This is a genomic window from Sphingomonas sp. Leaf208 (assembly GCF_001421415.1).
Taxonomy (GTDB): Bacteria; Pseudomonadota; Alphaproteobacteria; order Sphingomonadales; family Sphingomonadaceae; genus Sphingomonas.
Window position 1 is genome coordinate 1 of record NZ_LMKH01000005.1, and the last position, 16,528, is coordinate 16,528.

The 16,528-nt window shown below is 58.9% G+C and carries 22 protein-coding genes; 3 read left to right on the forward strand and 19 right to left on the reverse strand.

Features of this window, described 5'->3' with window-relative positions; all coding sequences use genetic code 11:
• The 6 genes from ASE69_RS04485 to ASE69_RS04505 form a co-directional block, all read right to left on the reverse strand.
• The coding region (locus tag ASE69_RS04485) for a recombinase family protein (RefSeq protein ID WP_162236834.1) at positions 1-289 on the reverse strand (289 nt) is incomplete at its 3' end.
• Positions 289-786: a hypothetical protein gene (locus ASE69_RS04490; RefSeq protein WP_056483619.1), complete on the reverse strand. Its 498-nt coding sequence runs from the start codon at positions 784-786 to the stop codon at positions 289-291. The genes ASE69_RS04485 and ASE69_RS04490, both read right to left, overlap by 1 nt.
• Before the next feature lie 97 nt (positions 787-883).
• On the reverse strand, positions 884-1,588 hold the full coding sequence (locus tag ASE69_RS21785; RefSeq protein ID WP_156362135.1) for a hypothetical protein: 705 nt from the start codon (positions 1,586-1,588) through the stop codon (positions 884-886).
• Between the two features lie 346 nt (positions 1,589-1,934).
• Entirely contained in the window at positions 1,935-2,780 is an 846-nt protein-coding gene (locus tag ASE69_RS04495) for a D-alanyl-D-alanine carboxypeptidase family protein (RefSeq protein WP_056483623.1), read from the reverse strand.
• Positions 2,781-2,876: 96 nt separating this feature from the next.
• Positions 2,877-3,146 carry a DUF1488 family protein gene (locus ASE69_RS04500; protein ID WP_056483626.1) on the reverse strand — a complete coding sequence of 90 codons (270 nt, stop codon included), beginning with the start codon at positions 3,144-3,146 and terminating at the stop codon, positions 2,877-2,879.
• A 60-nt stretch (positions 3,147-3,206) separates the two neighbouring features.
• Positions 3,207-3,428: a hypothetical protein gene (locus ASE69_RS04505; protein WP_056483629.1), complete on the reverse strand. Its 222-nt coding sequence runs from the start codon at positions 3,426-3,428 to the stop codon at positions 3,207-3,209.
• 204 nt (positions 3,429-3,632) lie between these two features.
• Between ASE69_RS04505 and rpsU the strand changes: the two genes are divergently transcribed.
• Positions 3,633-3,833, forward strand: coding sequence for a 30S ribosomal protein S21 (gene rpsU, locus ASE69_RS04510; RefSeq protein WP_056483632.1), 201 nt, complete (start codon positions 3,633-3,635; stop codon positions 3,831-3,833).
• A gap of 113 nt (positions 3,834-3,946) precedes the next feature.
• Here rpsU and ASE69_RS22515 read toward each other — a convergent pair whose 3' ends face one another.
• Positions 3,947-4,117: a hypothetical protein gene (locus tag ASE69_RS22515; protein ID WP_200924118.1), complete on the reverse strand. Its 171-nt coding sequence runs from the start codon at positions 4,115-4,117 to the stop codon at positions 3,947-3,949.
• A 564-nt stretch (positions 4,118-4,681) separates the two neighbouring features.
• Positions 4,682-5,062, reverse strand: a complete 381-nt coding sequence (locus ASE69_RS04515; protein ID WP_268795477.1) for a response regulator — start codon at positions 5,060-5,062, stop codon at positions 4,682-4,684.
• 403 nt (positions 5,063-5,465) lie between these two features.
• Between ASE69_RS04515 and ASE69_RS04520 the strand changes: the two genes are divergently transcribed.
• Positions 5,466-5,708 carry a hypothetical protein gene (locus ASE69_RS04520; protein ID WP_056483638.1) on the forward strand — a complete coding sequence of 81 codons (243 nt, stop codon included), beginning with the start codon at positions 5,466-5,468 and terminating at the stop codon, positions 5,706-5,708.
• 2 nt (positions 5,709-5,710) lie between these two features.
• Positions 5,711-7,030 carry a zeta toxin family protein gene (locus ASE69_RS04525; RefSeq protein WP_056483641.1) on the forward strand — a complete coding sequence of 440 codons (1,320 nt, stop codon included), beginning with the start codon at positions 5,711-5,713 and terminating at the stop codon, positions 7,028-7,030.
• Positions 7,031-7,100: 70 nt separating this feature from the next.
• Here the strand turns inward: ASE69_RS04525 and ASE69_RS04530 are convergent, their stop codons facing one another.
• Genes ASE69_RS04530 through ASE69_RS04570 form a run of 11 tightly spaced genes read right to left on the reverse strand, consistent with a single transcriptional unit; the run spans position 7,101 to position 16,526 of the window.
• Entirely contained in the window at positions 7,101-7,451 is a 351-nt protein-coding gene (locus tag ASE69_RS04530; RefSeq protein ID WP_056483644.1) for a hypothetical protein, read from the reverse strand.
• Between the two features lie 47 nt (positions 7,452-7,498).
• Complete coding sequence (locus tag ASE69_RS04535) at positions 7,499-8,158, reverse strand: plasmid fertility inhibition factor family protein (protein WP_156362136.1); 660 nt, start codon at positions 8,156-8,158, stop codon at positions 7,499-7,501.
• Positions 8,159-8,189: 31 nt separating this feature from the next.
• Entirely contained in the window at positions 8,190-8,627 is a 438-nt protein-coding gene (locus ASE69_RS21790; protein ID WP_156362137.1) for a hypothetical protein, read from the reverse strand.
• A complete protein-coding gene (locus tag ASE69_RS21025; RefSeq protein WP_235518107.1) occupies positions 8,627-9,301 on the reverse strand; it encodes a transglycosylase SLT domain-containing protein in 675 nt (224 codons plus the stop codon). The genes ASE69_RS21790 and ASE69_RS21025 overlap by 1 nt, the downstream gene beginning before the upstream one ends.
• Entirely contained in the window at positions 9,298-11,304 is a 2,007-nt protein-coding gene (trbL, locus tag ASE69_RS23185) for a P-type conjugative transfer protein TrbL (RefSeq protein WP_082452868.1), read from the reverse strand. The genes ASE69_RS21025 and trbL overlap by 4 nt, the downstream gene beginning before the upstream one ends.
• Positions 11,305-11,333: 29 nt before the next feature.
• Positions 11,334-11,540 (reverse strand): hypothetical protein, encoded by a 207-nt coding sequence (locus ASE69_RS04545; protein ID WP_056483652.1) that lies wholly within the window; start codon positions 11,538-11,540, stop codon positions 11,334-11,336.
• Between the two features lie 24 nt (positions 11,541-11,564).
• On the reverse strand, positions 11,565-12,347 hold the full coding sequence (gene trbJ, locus ASE69_RS04550; RefSeq protein ID WP_056483655.1) for a P-type conjugative transfer protein TrbJ: 783 nt from the start codon (positions 12,345-12,347) through the stop codon (positions 11,565-11,567).
• Between the two features lie 18 nt (positions 12,348-12,365).
• Positions 12,366-13,772: a TrbI/VirB10 family protein gene (locus tag ASE69_RS04555; protein ID WP_156362138.1), complete on the reverse strand. Its 1,407-nt coding sequence runs from the start codon at positions 13,770-13,772 to the stop codon at positions 12,366-12,368.
• Positions 13,773-13,813: 41 nt separating this feature from the next.
• A complete protein-coding gene (locus tag ASE69_RS04560) occupies positions 13,814-14,866 on the reverse strand; it encodes an SPOR domain-containing protein (protein ID WP_056483662.1) in 1,053 nt (350 codons plus the stop codon).
• A gap of 2 nt (positions 14,867-14,868) precedes the next feature.
• Positions 14,869-15,798, reverse strand: coding sequence for a P-type conjugative transfer protein TrbG (trbG, locus tag ASE69_RS04565; protein ID WP_056483753.1), 930 nt, complete (start codon positions 15,796-15,798; stop codon positions 14,869-14,871).
• 17 nt (positions 15,799-15,815) lie between these two features.
• Complete coding sequence (locus ASE69_RS04570) at positions 15,816-16,526, reverse strand: VirB8/TrbF family protein (RefSeq protein WP_056483665.1); 711 nt, start codon at positions 16,524-16,526, stop codon at positions 15,816-15,818.
• Positions 16,527-16,528: the final 2 nt, after the last annotated feature.

Below are 16,528 nucleotides of genomic sequence, written 5' to 3' on the forward strand. Positions count from 1 at the left end.
CTGTGTCGATCCCGTCGGTCAGGGACCGTAACTCGATACCGCGGGTAGCAAGGTCAGCCGCCAGTTCGACAAGGCCCTTCATCGAACGGCCAAGGCGGTCGAGCTTCCAGATGACAAGCGTGTCGCCCCGGCGGGCGACGTTCAACGCTTCCGACAAACCCGGACGGTCGGCTTTCGCGCCACTCACCTTGTCACTACAAATCCGTTCGCATCCCGCAGCCGTCAGAGCGTCCGTTTGCAACGTCAGATTCTGGTCCGACGTCGAGACCCGGGCATATCCGATGAGCATCAGCGCGAGCGTCCCCGCGTCTGGCCTTGGGTTGGCGACGGGTCGTCAGGCGATTTGTGCAAGCTGTTCGGCGTCGTATCGAGAAGCCCTGTGCTTCCCGTCCTTGCACTGCGAAACTGTGCAAGGAGGCTGGCGCCGGGTTCAGGGGTATGCATCGCCCTCTGCTCTGCGACATTTCGTCCGGCTTGTGATGCCTGTTCGAGGATCTGATCCGCCGATTGAATGTAGCCCCCGCCCTCCATCGCGTGAAGGAAGGATGCGGTAGAGAATATGTCCACGCGAGGATCGCGTTCGCGCTTCCGGACACCGGCATCCTCGTAAATGAGCGCCACCCGGTTGTCGGGATTGTCGGCCAGGAAACGGTCCGTCACTTCAATCGCGGCTGCTTCGCCGAGGTCCGTTGCCCTCACCCCGTTCTTCAGGAGAATGTCTTGTTGCAGTCCTGCCCGGGTGTTTGCCGTGCGGACGCGAGACTGGTTGGTCTCGATCCACTCCATGATACGTACGCCGTCGTCATAGCTCGGATTTGCAGCCTCCCGGTATCGATTCCGAGAATGTCGGTCTGATGCAAAACTCAAAAGTTTTGCATCAGCGCTAGTAACCGACTTCCAGCGTCACGACCGTCAGCCGACCTTTGATTTTGCCAACCAACGTCACGTTGCCGCCAGGCGAGTCAGGGCTGTTCATCGCCATGACGGCGCTGGACGTCATTTGAGCCGTGAAAAGAGGTTGGAAAGTTGTTGCTCCCGGCGCGGTGATAATGGTGGTTTCTGCCCGATCATCGCCCCAAGCGCCGTAGCCCCAAGCTGTCCCGATCAATCGTAGTGAGCGACCGGGAGGTGGCGGAGGAAGGGCTGGCTCATCGAACTTCTGCCGGCCCTCGCATCCCGATTTGCTCAGCCGTCCGTTTGAGAGTGTGCCCCCCTCATAGTCGGCTTGAAGCGAGTAGCAGCGGCCATCGCTCAGTGAGAGGGTGACGGGTAGAAAACCGGGAGACCACGCCGCAACGACGTGTGTTTTGCTCGTTTCAGCTATCGCAAATGCGCCAATAACCTTGGCGTGGCCCACAGTCGAGCCGCGCCTGTAGGCCGGATCGACGTGGATCAGGCTCGATACCGCCGTATCAGACATGCGGGTTAGTGGTGGCGCATTGGGGTCCGACGGCACCGCGACACCTGGTCGTGATCCGGTGCCACTGTATCCGGCGGGCGGGACGAACTGCGCATGAGCGCTAATTGCCGCAGCTGCTATCGTGATCCCCGCGCTTGCGCGGGCGTATGCTGATGCATTGGTCTTCATCTGCTACTCCCTAATCTGGGCAGCTTACGACCGTTGTGGCAAAGAGCCAGCCGGCATGCCGCCAGCCAAGCTGATGCAAAACTCACAGGTTTCGCATCAAGGCAAAAATGCCGTGAAACCTGGCCATTGAGCGATGAAGAAATCTGATGCGCGTAAAATCGTTGTAACCGAGCCCGCTGCTTGCGCAGCGGGTCCAAGGCCGCCGGAGCCGCAGAGGTATCGCCTCAGCGGGGGCATCGTTGCGCTGTTGGGATGGCTACACGCTGCCCCCGCTGCTACCAACGAGTGTCATTTCTAACTAGCGGCAACAACGGTCCTCATGGGCATGCCAAAGCAGTTCGTAAAGTTACCGCCGTTGTGAGCGACGCGCCTTCGATCTCGACCCGGTGAAGCCCAACTCGATCAGGTTGGCAACGCGCGCATCACGCGCCGAAACGCTGGTCTCGCCCAACACGACGACCACGATGCGCCGACCTCGGCGCATCGCCGACGCTGCAAGATTGTAGCCAGCGTCGGAGGTGTACCCGGTCTTGATGCCGTCGACGCCCGCAACCCGACCGAGTAGATGGTTGTGATTGCCAATGCGGCGCGATCGCCACTGGATCGTACGCCTGCTGAACCGGGCATATTGCCGCGGAAAGCGCCTGACGATGGCGCGCGAGAGCTTCGCCATGTCGCTTGCCGTTGTCATATTACCGGCGCTGGTCAGGCCAGATGCGTTTGCAAAACGCGTATTCCGCATCCCAAGCTGGCGTGCTTTTGCCGTCATCAGTCTGGCAAATTTCGGCTCACTACCGGCAATGCGTTCGGCCACGGCAACGGCCAAGTCGTTCGAAGAGATCGCTGCGATGGCATCCAGCGCTTTGCCGACCGTGATCCGCCCACCTGCAGCTATGCCTAAATGCGTCGCCGGCTGGCGAGTCGCCCGGCGGGATATCGGCAAAGGGGCACTTGGTCGTAAGCGGCCATCGGCCAGCGCTTCGAAAGCAAGATAGAGCGTCATCAGCTTAGTCAGCGACGCCGGTCGTCTCGCTGCATCGGGCGCCTGTGAAAAAAGAACGGTACCGGTTGAGGCATCGACCACAATCTCAGAGACACGTGACCGGGCATATGCGGCTTGCGCAGGCAGACCGAATGCCAAGCTGGCAAGGATAAGACCGATCTGAAAACGCCGTAGAGAACTTAAAAACATGCCGAAATTGGTATCCTCGATAAGCCTCGAAGATGCCAACTCTGACCTGACTGCTGCCTTAAGCGGCACGCTTCGAAGGGTGCTTCGGAGCGACCGCTACTCAAGATCACTCTCTGTCACTGTTATCAGATTAGCCGTTGGACGAAGCTCGGCAAGATCGGCGCAGATATCGAGAATTTCGTCGCTGAACCGCTCGAACAGCTCCAGGGCGTCATTGTCTGGTTCGTCGCCGCTCACTTCACGCAAAACGGCGTATTTCACGGCAAAATCGCGGTCGTCGCTATCGATTTCGGCGGTGAACTCGATCTGCTTCTCGCGGTCGTTGTCGACCAGGCTGTCTTGATCAATTGTGAGACGGTTCGCCATGTATCACTGCTTCCTTGGTTGGCAGGCTTCCCCTGCCCGAAGGCTACACAGCACGCAAACTCAGCAAAGGCTGATCCCGCGGTACGTCGCGTCCTCAACGATGATCTTGGCCGTTCCCGGCCCGACGATCGTGTTCACCTTCCCTAGCGTCGTATCGATCGTGTCCCCTGGAAATACGATCTCGACCACATGAGAATTCGCGACGGGGAGGCCATCAGCGTCGATTACCATCGGCGCCGGTAGCAGTTGAACACGAAAGGCAGGTATGTCGGAATTGGTCATGGCGCCTTCTCCAGCCTAGTGGATCAGTGTCAATGCCCAGGGGCCGCGGTGTAGAAACCGTTCCAGCATGGGGCAGGAGTAAACACAGTCGCGTTAGAAAACTGCGTTTAGAGCCGACAAGTTAATCATGGACTTGGCACATGCCTACCAAGCTTATAGACATGGCTGTCTTAATTAGCGACGCAATTTCGAAAGTCAGGTTTCATGCAAGTCATCGTCCGCGACAACAACGTCGACCAAGCTCTTCGCGTTCTGAAAAAGAAGCTGCAACGCGAAGGTGTGTACCGCGAGATGAAGCTACGCCGCCATTTCGAGAAACCGTCGGAGAAGCGTGCTCGCGAACACGCAGCGGCCGTCAGCCGAGCGCGTAAGGCCGATCGTAAGCGTGCCGAGAAGGATCAGTAAGCCTCAGGGTTTGTTTAGACCGTCACCGGGTGGATGCGTGCTGTTTGCTCAAACGAATACGAAAGGGCCGGGCGATTACTCGCCCGGCCTTTCATTTTAGCAAAAGGGTAAGATTAGCGCGGCGGAGTGGTACCGGTCGTTCCCCCTGTCGGGGAGCCCATCGTACCGCCGGTCGTGCCACCCATTGTGCCGCCAGGGTTCGTGCCACTCATTGAACCAGCGGTGCCGTCGGTCGTACCGCCCATCGTGTCCGGGCCAGTCGTGCTGCCGGTCGTACCGGACATCGTGCCACCCGTCGTACCTGACGTTGTGCTACGCGTTTTGCCGCGAGCCTTAGTGCCATGCTGCGTGCGTGTCGTTGCGGTCGACCCCGATGTACTTGGCGTCGGATTAGTCTGGTCCATAGAACCGGTCGACGCTCCCCCGTTCATGGTACCAGTGGTTGATCCACTCATACCGCCGCTTGTCGTGCCACCGGTGGTGCTACCGGTCGTCTGCGCCAGCGCTACACCCGGAATAATCAGGGCTGCAGCCGCTATCGATGTCAACAATCGCATTTTCTCTCTCCTATATTCTTAAAGGAGAAAGCGATCGCGGTTAAGTATGTTCCCTACGACCTTAATATAAAGGGTCTTTCGTCCGACTCTATCCCGGGTGCTGAGTATCAGTCGACGACTTACGCAACCTGATCGACGGAGGTATTATTCTAACCGCAGCGTGTGGTGCGCCGGTCATGATCGTAATAATCTTTGCCTTAATCGCATCGGAATTTCGCGAACCAGGGGCGTTCCTTTTTGAGAAAGCCCTCAACGTCCCGATCGCTGTTGCAGTTGAAAAGAATGGCGGTACTAAACCGCCTTTTTCAGCGGTTCCGGTAATTTGCTGTCAGGCAGCATTTTGCGCAAATGGCCATGCACCATCTGCTTGTTAAACGGCTTGGCGATGAACGTGGCCTTTTCGGGCATCTCGCCCGCCTTGGGTAGGACATGGCCGGAGGCGATGACGATCTCGATCGCTGGCCAGTTTTCCGCGACGTGTTGCGCCAACGCAAAGCCGTTTGTCTCACCAGGCATGTCGACGTCAGAAAACAGCAACACGATGTTTTCCCAGTTCGAGGCCAGGATCCGTTTGGCCTCGTCTCCATCCATAGCTTCATAGAAACGGAACCCGGCGTCTTCGAGCATTCCGGTTGTGTCCATCATGATGAGCGGGTCATCGTCAACAACCAGGGCGTAAGGGACGGTGGAAACCCAACCGAACGGGAATGCCTAAGACCTTCACCGCTGCTATGGGGAACAGAGATCTTTCGACCGGGTTTTAGATATAGCTTGAAGCGTCCTGCCCTTCCGGGGGGATGGGCGGCGAAGGCTCGCGATGCCCTGTTGGTCTTTGGATTGGCAGGGCATTTTCCTGCGCGCGCGGAACAGACTTTGCTATACACCGTTCTAACTCTGACCGGCGCGGTTTCCCCCCTGCCCCGCCGGCCACAACGCCCCGCTGCGCCCCCGCAGTGGGGCGTTTTCATTTCAGATCATAACGTGGCCGCCGCAGTGGCATCGCTGACGACCAAGAACGTCTATATGCTACTCATCTAACCGTCCGAGTGTTATAGCGGAGCGGAAAGGAAGGGCCGTGAGCGAGACCAGCCTCAACCAGATCATCGAGGGCATCGATAGGAACCTTTCGTTCCTGCATAAGGAGCGTTGGGCGCTTCGCTATGCGGATCTTCTCGACACTGTTCAGGCCACCACTGGCGACGAACAAGATCGCGCCAAGCAGGCGTTGCGTGAGCACAACGCGATCCGGAATCGGCCGGAGACTAGCCGCGGCCCTTTAGTGGAGCAGGCACGCAAAAATTACACGGCTCACGCATAATCATGGCTGATGATCAAAAGCCGCTTGGAGACGCCGAGCGTGAGGCGCATTCGCGTCTGATTGCGGATCTAGCCATGGAAGACGCTCCGGCTGTAGCACAGCCCAAAGCGATCTTAACCGCGGGGCAACCTGGTTCCGGCAAGAGCATGATCGTTAATCGCGTGTCAGTGCAATTTCAGGGCGTAAAGGAACCGGCGATCATCGTTGATCCCGACGCGATCCGCCCGACCCTGCCGTACATGCGTGAGCGGATCGCTAGCGGCGACTTAAATATTCCCGGTGCGGCTTTTCAAGATGCGGGGACCATCGGTGCGCGGGTTGTCGAGATGGCCGCCGAGGGGCGGCGAAACATCGTTTACGACGGTACGCTGTCCAACGTGAAATATGCTCGAATGAGCATCGAAAATCTCAAGGAACAGGGTTACCGCGTCGAGATTCACGGCATGGCTGTGTCCCCTGATTTAAGCCACGCCAGCACGTATGAGCGGCGCGAAATACAGATCAAAAGTTCCGCGACGGGTTTCGGTCGTGGCGTCGGCGACGATTTTCACGATCAAGCCGTCTCTGGCTTGGTTTCGACAATCGGGACTTTGCAGGCTGAGGGTATTGTTGATGCGATCGTTCTTTATGATCGGCAAGGCAATGTCGTTGGCAGTACCCGCATGGAAGCCGGTCATTGGGTGCCGGATGAGCAGATGGCAGAGGCGTTGAAGAACGCCCACGAAAACCCCAACGCCCGCACGCTTCGCGATGCCGCTGCGAGTTGGGAAACCGCATCTAGTTTGATGAAGGATCGTGGCGCTGATCCGCAGGAGCAGCAAAAGGTTGATAGCTTTCGTGACGTGGCAGTGAAGCGCAGCCCTTCCCCGGCCGAAAGCGCAGCCGAGTTTGAGCGTGCATGTTCCGAGGAGGGCAAGCGGATTGTCACCCGCGCGACCAGCCTTGATGAGCGGCTAGTGGATAAGTGGACTGCGTTGAACAAGACGCACGGAGAGATTACAGCTGCGAAGCCCGGCGGGCCGACATGGATGCCGGGACATGCCGCCAAGGAAGCGGACTGGCGTAGCCAGTGGGATGCGAGCGCCAAGGCGATATCCGACAATGTGGCCCGCCGGGATCGCATCGCTCCTTACACCCAAGCCCCTATCCCCGGTTATCCAAGTAAGGTGGAAGAAGCGGCGGTGACAAAGGTTCAACGTCGCGACCCACAGTTGGCAAAAGAGGGCATGGCCTTCCGCGCCGAAGAGCGGCTGCATAGGGCGCAGGCAATGGCTGAATCGCGGACACAACAGCAGAGCAATAGCCAAAAACTCTCCCGTTGAATTTTAGCGGCTAAAATATCGGGGTATCACACACCCGGCAAACGGGGTCGGGAACGGCCGCCACGGCGCTTTAGAAAATGCCGAATAATTTCCGGGCTCGCTTGCCAGCCGCCAGCCGTTCCATTGCATGAGCCAATTGCGACGTGGCTTGACAGACGGCGGTTTGCCTATGTTGCGGTATATGCTTCTCGATCATCGACGGGGCAAATAGATGGCACAACTTCCGTGAGTAGTCATGAGCTTCGGTCGCAGTTACCTTCGTCCCATAGCGAAGGTGACGCATCGGGAAGTCAATCGCATCAGCGTAACCACTGTATAACTCGTATTGGGCATCGGCGTTTGGATTTTTTTCGCTCGATATGTTGTAGTTCATTTTCTGTTGAAGCGCGGCTAAGTAGTCATTCAGTGCATTGTAGTTCATGCCGCATCATGTCCCTTCTATCAAAAGACAGCGACGGGTTTTCCGTGTCAAATCCTGTCTTCCGCAAGCCAGTTACCCGGATGCCACGGCGAGGCCGGATCATCAAACTCCCACACGTTTTGCGCGAGGAGATTGGCGTAAGGAATAGGCCCCTCGCCAATTCCAGCGAGCCGGTGCAACTCCATGGCAGGCTCAGTCCGTGAAACCTCGATAGGGAATGACGCAACGCCATGAGTGAGCAGCCAATAGGTTCGTGTCACACCATCGTTAAAGTAGATACGCGATCCCCAGCCAAGGCCGTTTGCGCCGCCATCAGCCAGCGGGACCGGATTACGCCTGCCCTTCGCAAATCCATCCGCCGCGTAGTGAAACTTGTAGTCGATCGGCATGTCTCGCTTGAGCGCGACGGTAGAGGATCGCCCAACCTGAGCTTCAAGGGAGGACGCGACCCATTCCCTGTAAAAGCGGGCAGCATCGAGCATAACAACACACCGATCACCGCCGCCATCGAGATGGAGTTTCAAATAGCGATCGTTGTGGCCGGGTACGGGGATACGCCAGACAGCGACGTTATTGCGGACGTGGACTAGATCAGGGGGCGACGCCAATTCGGGTAATCCGTCGCGATTAAGTCGGGTGAGTTCCTGCCGCAGTTCGAGCCGGCGAAGCGCATCCCAAGCAAAAACCGGAATGCGTGTTGGCACCATCAGGCCGCGCCGATCGCATCGCCAGAAGGGCTTAACGGGCCACATGGAGGGGGATGACATAGCCGGCGCGGACGACCGAACGGGCGACCCACGAATAAGAGAGGCAATGGAAACCGTCTTTGCGAGCCTTCGCCCAAGCCAGATCAATAACCCGATCGCCGTACCTTTGAGCGACTGACTGAATCGCCGCAGCCACTTCCCGATCATAAGGTAGTAGCCATACGACCCGAACCGATCGAACCCGGCCTCTTATGGCGTTTAGATCATCATCCAGGTCGAGATTCAGAGCGTCGTTCGCTCCTGCCGAAATGACTACGCCGCGATAGGCGATAGTAGGCGTTCGTTTCAGGATTGCCGATGTTTTGGCTCCCGCTTGAGCGATTACCGCGCAGCGTTCCCCGAAGGCTCGCCGCACGGCGTTAGCAGTTGCGACCGCATGACTGTCCCCAAGGATCAGGCACGCGATCATCACTCGACCGATATAGAGCGCGGGACGTAAGCAGGAGGTTCAAACGCCACACGGATCGGCGATGAGGCGGGCGACGCCCGCAACGGCTTCTCAGCGGCCCGCATGATGTTTCGAGTTGGCACCGAGGCTACGCGTACCGGCGAAGCATTTGGCATGGGCTTAGCAGCTTTCACAGGTGCTTCCGTGACAGGTGCATTTTGCACGGCCGCGATCGTTCGCGAGTTTGCAACCGTCAGAGTGTCATAAGTATGGAAACGGGCCGAGATCCAATTTCCCCACTGGCGAGCGTTGACCATGATCGCGGCGCGATATGGTGTGTTGTGACGCGGGGTGCGCGAATGGTAATTCGCCACTCGCGTCCAGATATCCCCGGCGTCGTTCTTGATGTGGCCTCGCAGTCGCCACGCAGCCAGATCGTAAGAGTAACACCCGGCTTTCGCTACGTCGTTCGTGCCAATACCGTATCGCGCCAGCGTCCGAATATATGACGTGTTGAACTGCATTGCACCAACGTCATAAGTCGCGTTCGTGTTACGGACCCATTGGCCGGGCTTCCCGCCTTCCCGTTGCGCGACGGCAAGAATGATGTTCGCGGGTACGCCGTATTTAGCCGCCGCGCCGATCGAGCAGACAACTCGTTCGTGAATTGCCGGAGGAATATCGGCGGGCATCATTGGCCTTCGCCCCGGCGTGAGAATGCCTCGACTTCGCCACTGGTATCGACCTTTGTTGATGGGTTTCCGCCGCGGGGACTCCCCGAGATTGTATCACCGCCGAAGCCACCGGCATCCGCTCCAAGAGCCTCGGATGGCCCGCCGTCGCCATCGAGAGCGCCGCCGTCAGACCCACCACCGCCGAACGATGCAGGCTTCTGCGCTTGGGAGGCGCTATCCGCGCCCTTTGCGGGCGTTAGAGGTTCCGGTGTTCTTCCGGCCGCTTCGTCCGCCTTACGCGCCGCTGCTGCCGTTGCATCCCGTCGGTTCTGTTGAGCCGTACCTGGTTTTGCAATTTCCGCTGCAATCTGTCCCGCAAAGCTATTACTCGCGCGCGCCTTAGCTGCATCTTTCATGCCGCCAGCTTTTGCGGCGACTGTGCGGCCGAAGGCACTTCCAAGATTGTTTGCCATGTCTGCGGCGAACAGGCCGGCAGTGGCCGCGGCGCTACGTCCCCCGGCCCCGCTGCCACTACCGCCGCTACCGCCGCCGCCGCCGGCTTCCTCACCTTGCCCGGCCGAGGCTTGAGCCACCGAACCGGCTTCCGCTGTCGCAGCAACGACTTCTTCGGCCGACCCGGCCGCCGCCCCATCAGGTTCGCCAACCGCGCCGGCAACGCCGCCTCCGGGCGATCCCGCCGGAGATCCAGCGCCCGAGGTTGCGCCGCCGCCACCACTCGCGCTCTCTGTGCCGCTATCCGCGCCGCTGTTGTCGTTCGCACCGCCACCGCCACCGCCACCGCCACCGCCGCCACCGCCTCCGCCACCGCTGCCACCGCTGCCGCCACCGGGATTACCCATTGGACCAGCCAACGACGAGCCGCCGCCACCGCCGCTGCCGCGAGAGCCACCGTCGGGGCCAAGCGACCCGCCCGAGCTACCGCCGCTCCCGCCAGAGGAGGAGCCGCCACCAGAGAAGGCACCACTACCGCTTGCCATGTTTGCCTGAGCGGCTTTGAATGCGTTCTGAAGCGCACTCGCGCCACCAGCGGCATTAGCCGCGCCGGCCGCCATAGCAGCGCCCCCGGTCGCCGCCGCAGCAGCAGCCATGCCGCCGGCGGTCACGGCTGCACCAGCACCGAACGAACCTACATTTGCCGCACCACCGACACTAGCGCCCGTGATGATGCCGGCGACGAGGCCAGGGATTTTATTAACGAGTGCCAAAAGAATGACTGAGCATACCATCAACGCACCAAGTTCTTTTATCGATGGGTCGCCTTGCGTCATGCTGTTGTAAAATTGATCTATAAAGCTCTTGCCGATACCAACTAGCAAAACCATCGCCATCAACGATGCACCTACGCCCAGCACAGTCTTAAAGTAATTGATCGCCATGTCGGAAGTCCACCGTGCACCACCGAAACCTAAGAAAAAGATGCCCCCAAACGCAAGTATCCATGCCGAGATAATTAAGAGAAGCATGTTTACCGCGACAAGGGCCAGAACTACTAAGACTACAGCAGCCATTAGAATGCCTACCGCTGAGTCGACGGGTTCTAGAATTGTTGTGTGATCGACAACCGATGACAGAACCTGAAAGCCGATATCGACGATGCTACCGGGCGTAACGTTCCCCATAGAGGAGGCATTTTGGCCCAGTTGCTGTAGTGACTTTATTATGGCGTCCGCGATCGTAGCCCCATTACGAAGCAGGAAAAGATAGAAGCCCGTGAAGATGATAAACCGGATGAACTCGGAGAAAAACTCTCCCAGATCCGCCTTCTTCAACGCCAACAATCCCATCGTCCAAACGAGGCTAATTGTCGCAAGCCCCATAAACAGGAATGTTGCCGCGTTGGTCATCGCGCCCGCCCACGACCGCGCCACTGCGGCAAAGCGGCCCTCGATATCATCGAACATGCCCCCGCCCGTTGTTTGAGCGAAGGCCGGTGATGCGATCGACAGACCGGCGATTATGGCGATGCCCGCGAATGCGAGCTTGGCGCGTGAATTGACCATCATCAAACCCTCTCTAGTCAGCCGTTTGTCGCTCAGTCTGGCGACCTGTATCCGTACTTTCCGGGCTCAGACTTCTTGTAGCTGCCCCGCTTTTTATCGAGGTTCGGCGCTACCGTTGTGACAGGAGCGGGAGTTGCTACCTGCTTGGGTTGTTCCGGCCTGTTACTCATAACGGCAATAAGGATGCCGAGCAGGATGACGACCGCCGCCACCAAAAGTCCGATCATTTTCGTGCTCATAGTGATCCTCCTTAACAACCGCGATTATTGCGGTGTCTTGTAGCCATAGGTGCCGCTGGCAGACTTTGCGTATGTCCCAGAGCGGAATTTCTCAGACGCAGCCGCACGCATTGCCTTTTCGTCGTTCGCTGCCTGCTGGACAGCCAGCGTTGCGGCCTGCTGCGACATTAACTGCTGACGGATTGCGAGCAGTTGATTGTTCTGGTTCGCCGCAAACTGATTAGCGTAACCGAGCGCCTGCATCTGTCCTTCAGCGCCTTGCGCGTTCCGCTGCATCTGTTCGAGCCGTGCGCTGTCTTGTTTGATCTTGGTTTGCTGCTGGCTGATTCCACGTAGCACTTCATCATTTGACGACATTGCAAGTTGCTCCTTGGCGCGCTGCTGTGCTTTGACCGCCGCAAGTTGTTCTGAGGTGCAACCGGACGTTTTGAAGCACGGCGAGCTACGGTAATAGTTCGGGTCTTGGAACTGCTGTAAATAGGCGTCGATGCCACCGGTCTGGCGCGTCAGCGACGAAAGCGAGTCTGCCGAATTTTGTAGACCGTCGATCGTGGATTGCGCTTCGCTCCACACGGAAGCGGCAGGAGCCAGCGTGTTTTTCAGCATGTTTTGATATTGCTGTAACTGTGTTTGGTATTGCTGAATCTGCTTCTGCACCTGTGCGACAGATTGAACCGCCGTGATGGTGTTCTGCTTTACGCTCGCCACATCGACCACGGCGAACTGTGCCAAGGCCGGCGTTGAAGCCGCCGCCGAAGCGACAACAAGCATGACGCCGATTTCAGCGGCTAAAATTACCTTTCGCATTGGACTTCCTCCTTGGGTTTAATAGTCGAAAGCACGGTATGGCTTAGAGAACGCTAGGTCTTTTGTGACCACGACGTTGAACCGGAAGCCGGGCCGGATCATCAACGTAGGCGAGATATTCAGGTTCTTCTGGATCATCATGGCGGTCGCCTGTCCAAGCTGTTGCCCGAGGGCTTCGCTGAGAGCAGACCCGGCGCTTTGGCGCTGGTTGCCGTTGTTGCTAAAGTTCGATTGCGGCTGACTAAGTGTTGCGCCAGCCGTCACCGCAGACATGAACAAGGCCGATCCAAAGATACGGAAATAGTGGTTGTTCACCTTGTCCTTGAAGCCACCATATCCGGCGTTGTCGGAGCCAGGCATTGCGCCGATATCCATGGCCTTCCCATCAGGAAATACGATGCGCTGCCACGCTACAAGGACACGAGACTGACCATATTGAACGTCCGCCGAGTAGGAGCCCACCAGCCGAGCGCCTTGCGGAATCAGGAGGTATTTGCCGGTCGCGCTATCGAAAACGTTTTGCGAAACTTGCGCGACAATCTGACCGGGCAATTCGGAGTTAATGCCCGAGATCAGCGTACCCGGAATAACGAACCCGGCGGTTAGCTGATACCGCGTGCGCGGCCCGGCAGGCTGGGAATCAAGCTGCCAACGATCGCCACCCTGTCGGTTGCCGAACTGACCCAAATCCCGGCCCGGTTGCTGTTGCCCTGTGGCGTTCATACCGCCGCCATTGGTGGCCATCTGACCTTGCAGGGATGCAAGCTGTTGAAGGTCCGAGGCCGCCGGCCCGTTACCTTCTGCCGCTGCTGCTGCGATCTGCTGCCGTAGAGCATCCAGCCTTTGTGCTGTCGTTCCATTGGCATCACCGGAGGCCGGCGAGCCAGCGCTTCGCGCCGCTGCCATCTTGATGTTCGTTGGAGCGCGAACAGCGTCCGTGAACATTTGGTCTTTTGCCGCACGCATCGCCGCAAGCCGCTGTCGGCGTGATTGGACCTCTGGCGAGATTTGGGGGGCAGAACCGTTACCCGCCGACCCGCCGGGGGGAACCGGGGGCAGGTCCGGGTTTACCGGCGCGATCGGCACACCATTTTCATCGAGCGCCACCGGGCCGGGAACCATAGTCGGGTTTCCGGGAATCGTTGGCGGCAGCGGCGCACCTGTTGCAGCGACTTCGCCGCCCTCGGTGGTGCCCGCGACTTGGCGGGCCATGTCCATCGAGGTTGTACCCTCTTTGGGTTTTTGCAGTTCATCAGTCGTCACGCGCTGTTCGCTACTGCGCTCCATGACGACCATGAGGACCACAATCAGGAAGACCACGACGAGGCCCCCGATGATGTAGATCGGCCAGTTGTTGACGCGACGGACACCTGTAATCAGGCCCCCTCTTGGCGAGGCTCCACCCGGCGAGGCGTCGGGCGACATTGGATCAGCGGTAGCCATCTAAATATACTCCAATCCGCCCGTCAGGCTTTAACGACGATGCAGGCCGTAGCCTTGAGGCCGCCACACACCGCCCGCGCGAAAGCGACCGTCCGGTAAGGGCCAGCTTGTACGAAGGTTACGCCCTTCGTTGAGCGCGGAAATCGGGGGGACAAGGCGGCCAGCGACGGGCGCGTTGTCGTGAGCGTTCGCCAATATTGCCGGGCAACCCGATCGGTGCGAAACGCGGCAAACTGGACGCGCCAGCCAGCCGCAGCGGATGCGCGACGCGCCTTGGCGCGGGCCAGCTCGCCTTGCATCTTCTCGACCTTGGCCGACATATCGCGAACGATAGTATCGGCCGCCTGATACTCAGCCACTTTTGCCGTCATGTCGCGCACGCGGGCATCTGCATCTGCAATCTCAGCAGCTCGCGCGTCCACAGCATGTTGCGCCGCATAGGCCGGCGCAGCGGGTGGCACAGGCACAGACACAACCGTTGCCGGCATCGCATAGCTTGGTTCTCGTATAGCCGCCGTAGCGGGTACTAGCGCCGCTTGCGGGGCAACCCCGGCGTCAACGGCTGCAAGCTCAGCTTGCATCTGTTGCACGTCGGGCGGCAGATCAGGCCGGGTGGCACGCTCGACTAGCTCAGCCGAAGCACCGGAGAGGTTTAGCGTCCAGCCGGCCGAAGGAGCCGCGCCGGCCTCCCCGACCGTATAAGCACGCGTCAAAGACTGTCCGGCGACCGTAAGCATCACGCGGTAAATGCCGGGTGCCGGTTGATCCACGACGTAACGAAGCGGTAGCGCCGTCATGTCGGCGCCGCGCTTTCCGGTTGCCTCAACCACGGCATAGCCACGCCTACGCAGCCCATCGGCAAGAGCCAATCCGAATCCGTCATTGCTGGCGGCCGGGTCGATCGCGACGCGCGAGATCGCCGGGGGATAGAGCTTCACCAACTCGGCAAGCGAGTCCGTTGCCATGGCTTGCGCGTCCGACGGTGCGGCGACAGCGGCGTAACTACCATTATGCCCTGTATTCCACGCGCAGCCACCGAGCAGCAGCGCGACGGCTGCGATAGGAGCCGAGCGCATGACTATTGCTCCCTAACGATGGTGACACGATCCTGCCGTTTGCCGACGCCTGCGATCATCACGGCTTCGTCAAAGATTTGATCGACAATGTAGCGGTCCCCTTGGAGCCGGTAATTGACGATCGACGTATCTTCAGCCTTCTTGATGCTTCCGCCAGCGCGGACCACGAGGAGCGAAGGAGCTTCGGTCTGTTCCATGGCGCGGGGCATTTCGATGATCGTCTTTACGCCGTCATTGAAAACACGAACCGGCTTCCACCTGGCTCTACCCTTCACAGTGTAGTTGAAGCTCAGATTGGATAGGTATTCCGCCGCAGGACGACCAGCAGCGCCCGCGTAAGCGGCAGTAGCGCCACCGGGCACAGCGATTGTGCGTTCGTTCCGCACTACCTCGTTATGCGCCTTGAGGGCCGCCCATTTGGCGTTCACGTCGTCAGGATATTGAAACGCCACGCGAGCCATGAACTCGTAGCGAGTTGACGACAATTTGATGTGATAGGTGCGGCGATCCGTCGTTACCACCAGCGACGTCGAAAGGCCCACGTCCATCGGTTTGATGATGAGGTGTTGCGTCTCGTTCGGGCCGGAGTTCGATACGGCCGGTTCGATCAGCCATCGGGCACTATCACCGACATTGATCGAATTGACCTGTTCGCCAGCCTGTAGCTGCACATCACAGATTTGAAGCACGGCACAGACGATCGATGGTTCGGTTGCGCCAAATAGGAAGACTACCGACCCTTCCGCGCCCGCGACCGGACGTATCCCCGTGGCGCTTCGTTCCTGCCAATCTTGCGAGATCCGAAGCGCATCCCGCTCCGCTGGCGTCAGGGGCGTGTCCCGAGTGCTAAAGACCGTTGGAGCGCCCTCTTGAGCCGCTGCAATCGCAGGGATCGAGCAGAGCAGAGCGGCGAGAATGATGATCCGTTTCATGGTGCTTATCCCTCCCTTTAGAGCGTGCGCGACCACGAGAAATCTTGGACATAAATGCCCAGCGGATTGTCGTGGATTTGCTGTTCAGTGGTGCCAGTGCTTGGAGCGGCGACGCGGATCGACACCAAAGCACGCATCTTCATTGCCGGCTGGATCAACTGGCCTTGCCGATCGCGCTCAGTTTCAGTCCAATCGACCTGCCATGTTGTTGATGTTTGCGGGATCACCGATGCAATCTCGACCGTCACCGTTTTCGATGCGGCTCGCGCAAATGGCGTGGTCTCCGGGTTGCCGTTCAGCCAGTCATTCATCTTGGCTGTGGCGGGATCGTTCGGCAGCAGCATCGAATAGACGCGGAAAATACCCTGCCGCTGCAACGCTATGTCAGACGTGACAAAACGCGCGCTTTGAATGAACGAACCGACTTGAGCCTGTACCACGCGGCCATCGACCGGCGCGGCGCGATCTGCGCGTGCTGTAGCAACCGCCGTCCCAAGGTCATCGACCTTTACGACATAGGGCACAAACTTCGACTGACTACCAATGGCGATAATTCCGCCGACCGCCGCGAGAACGATCAGCAGCGATAGGATCGCTACAAGCTGCCACATGCGCCGCGATGCGGCGAGGCCGCCAACATGTTCATTCCATGTACGCCGGGCCGACATGTACGGGTTAGTTTCCTCCACAGGGAGAGGAGCGGCGTTGCCACGCCGGAACTTGTCCATGA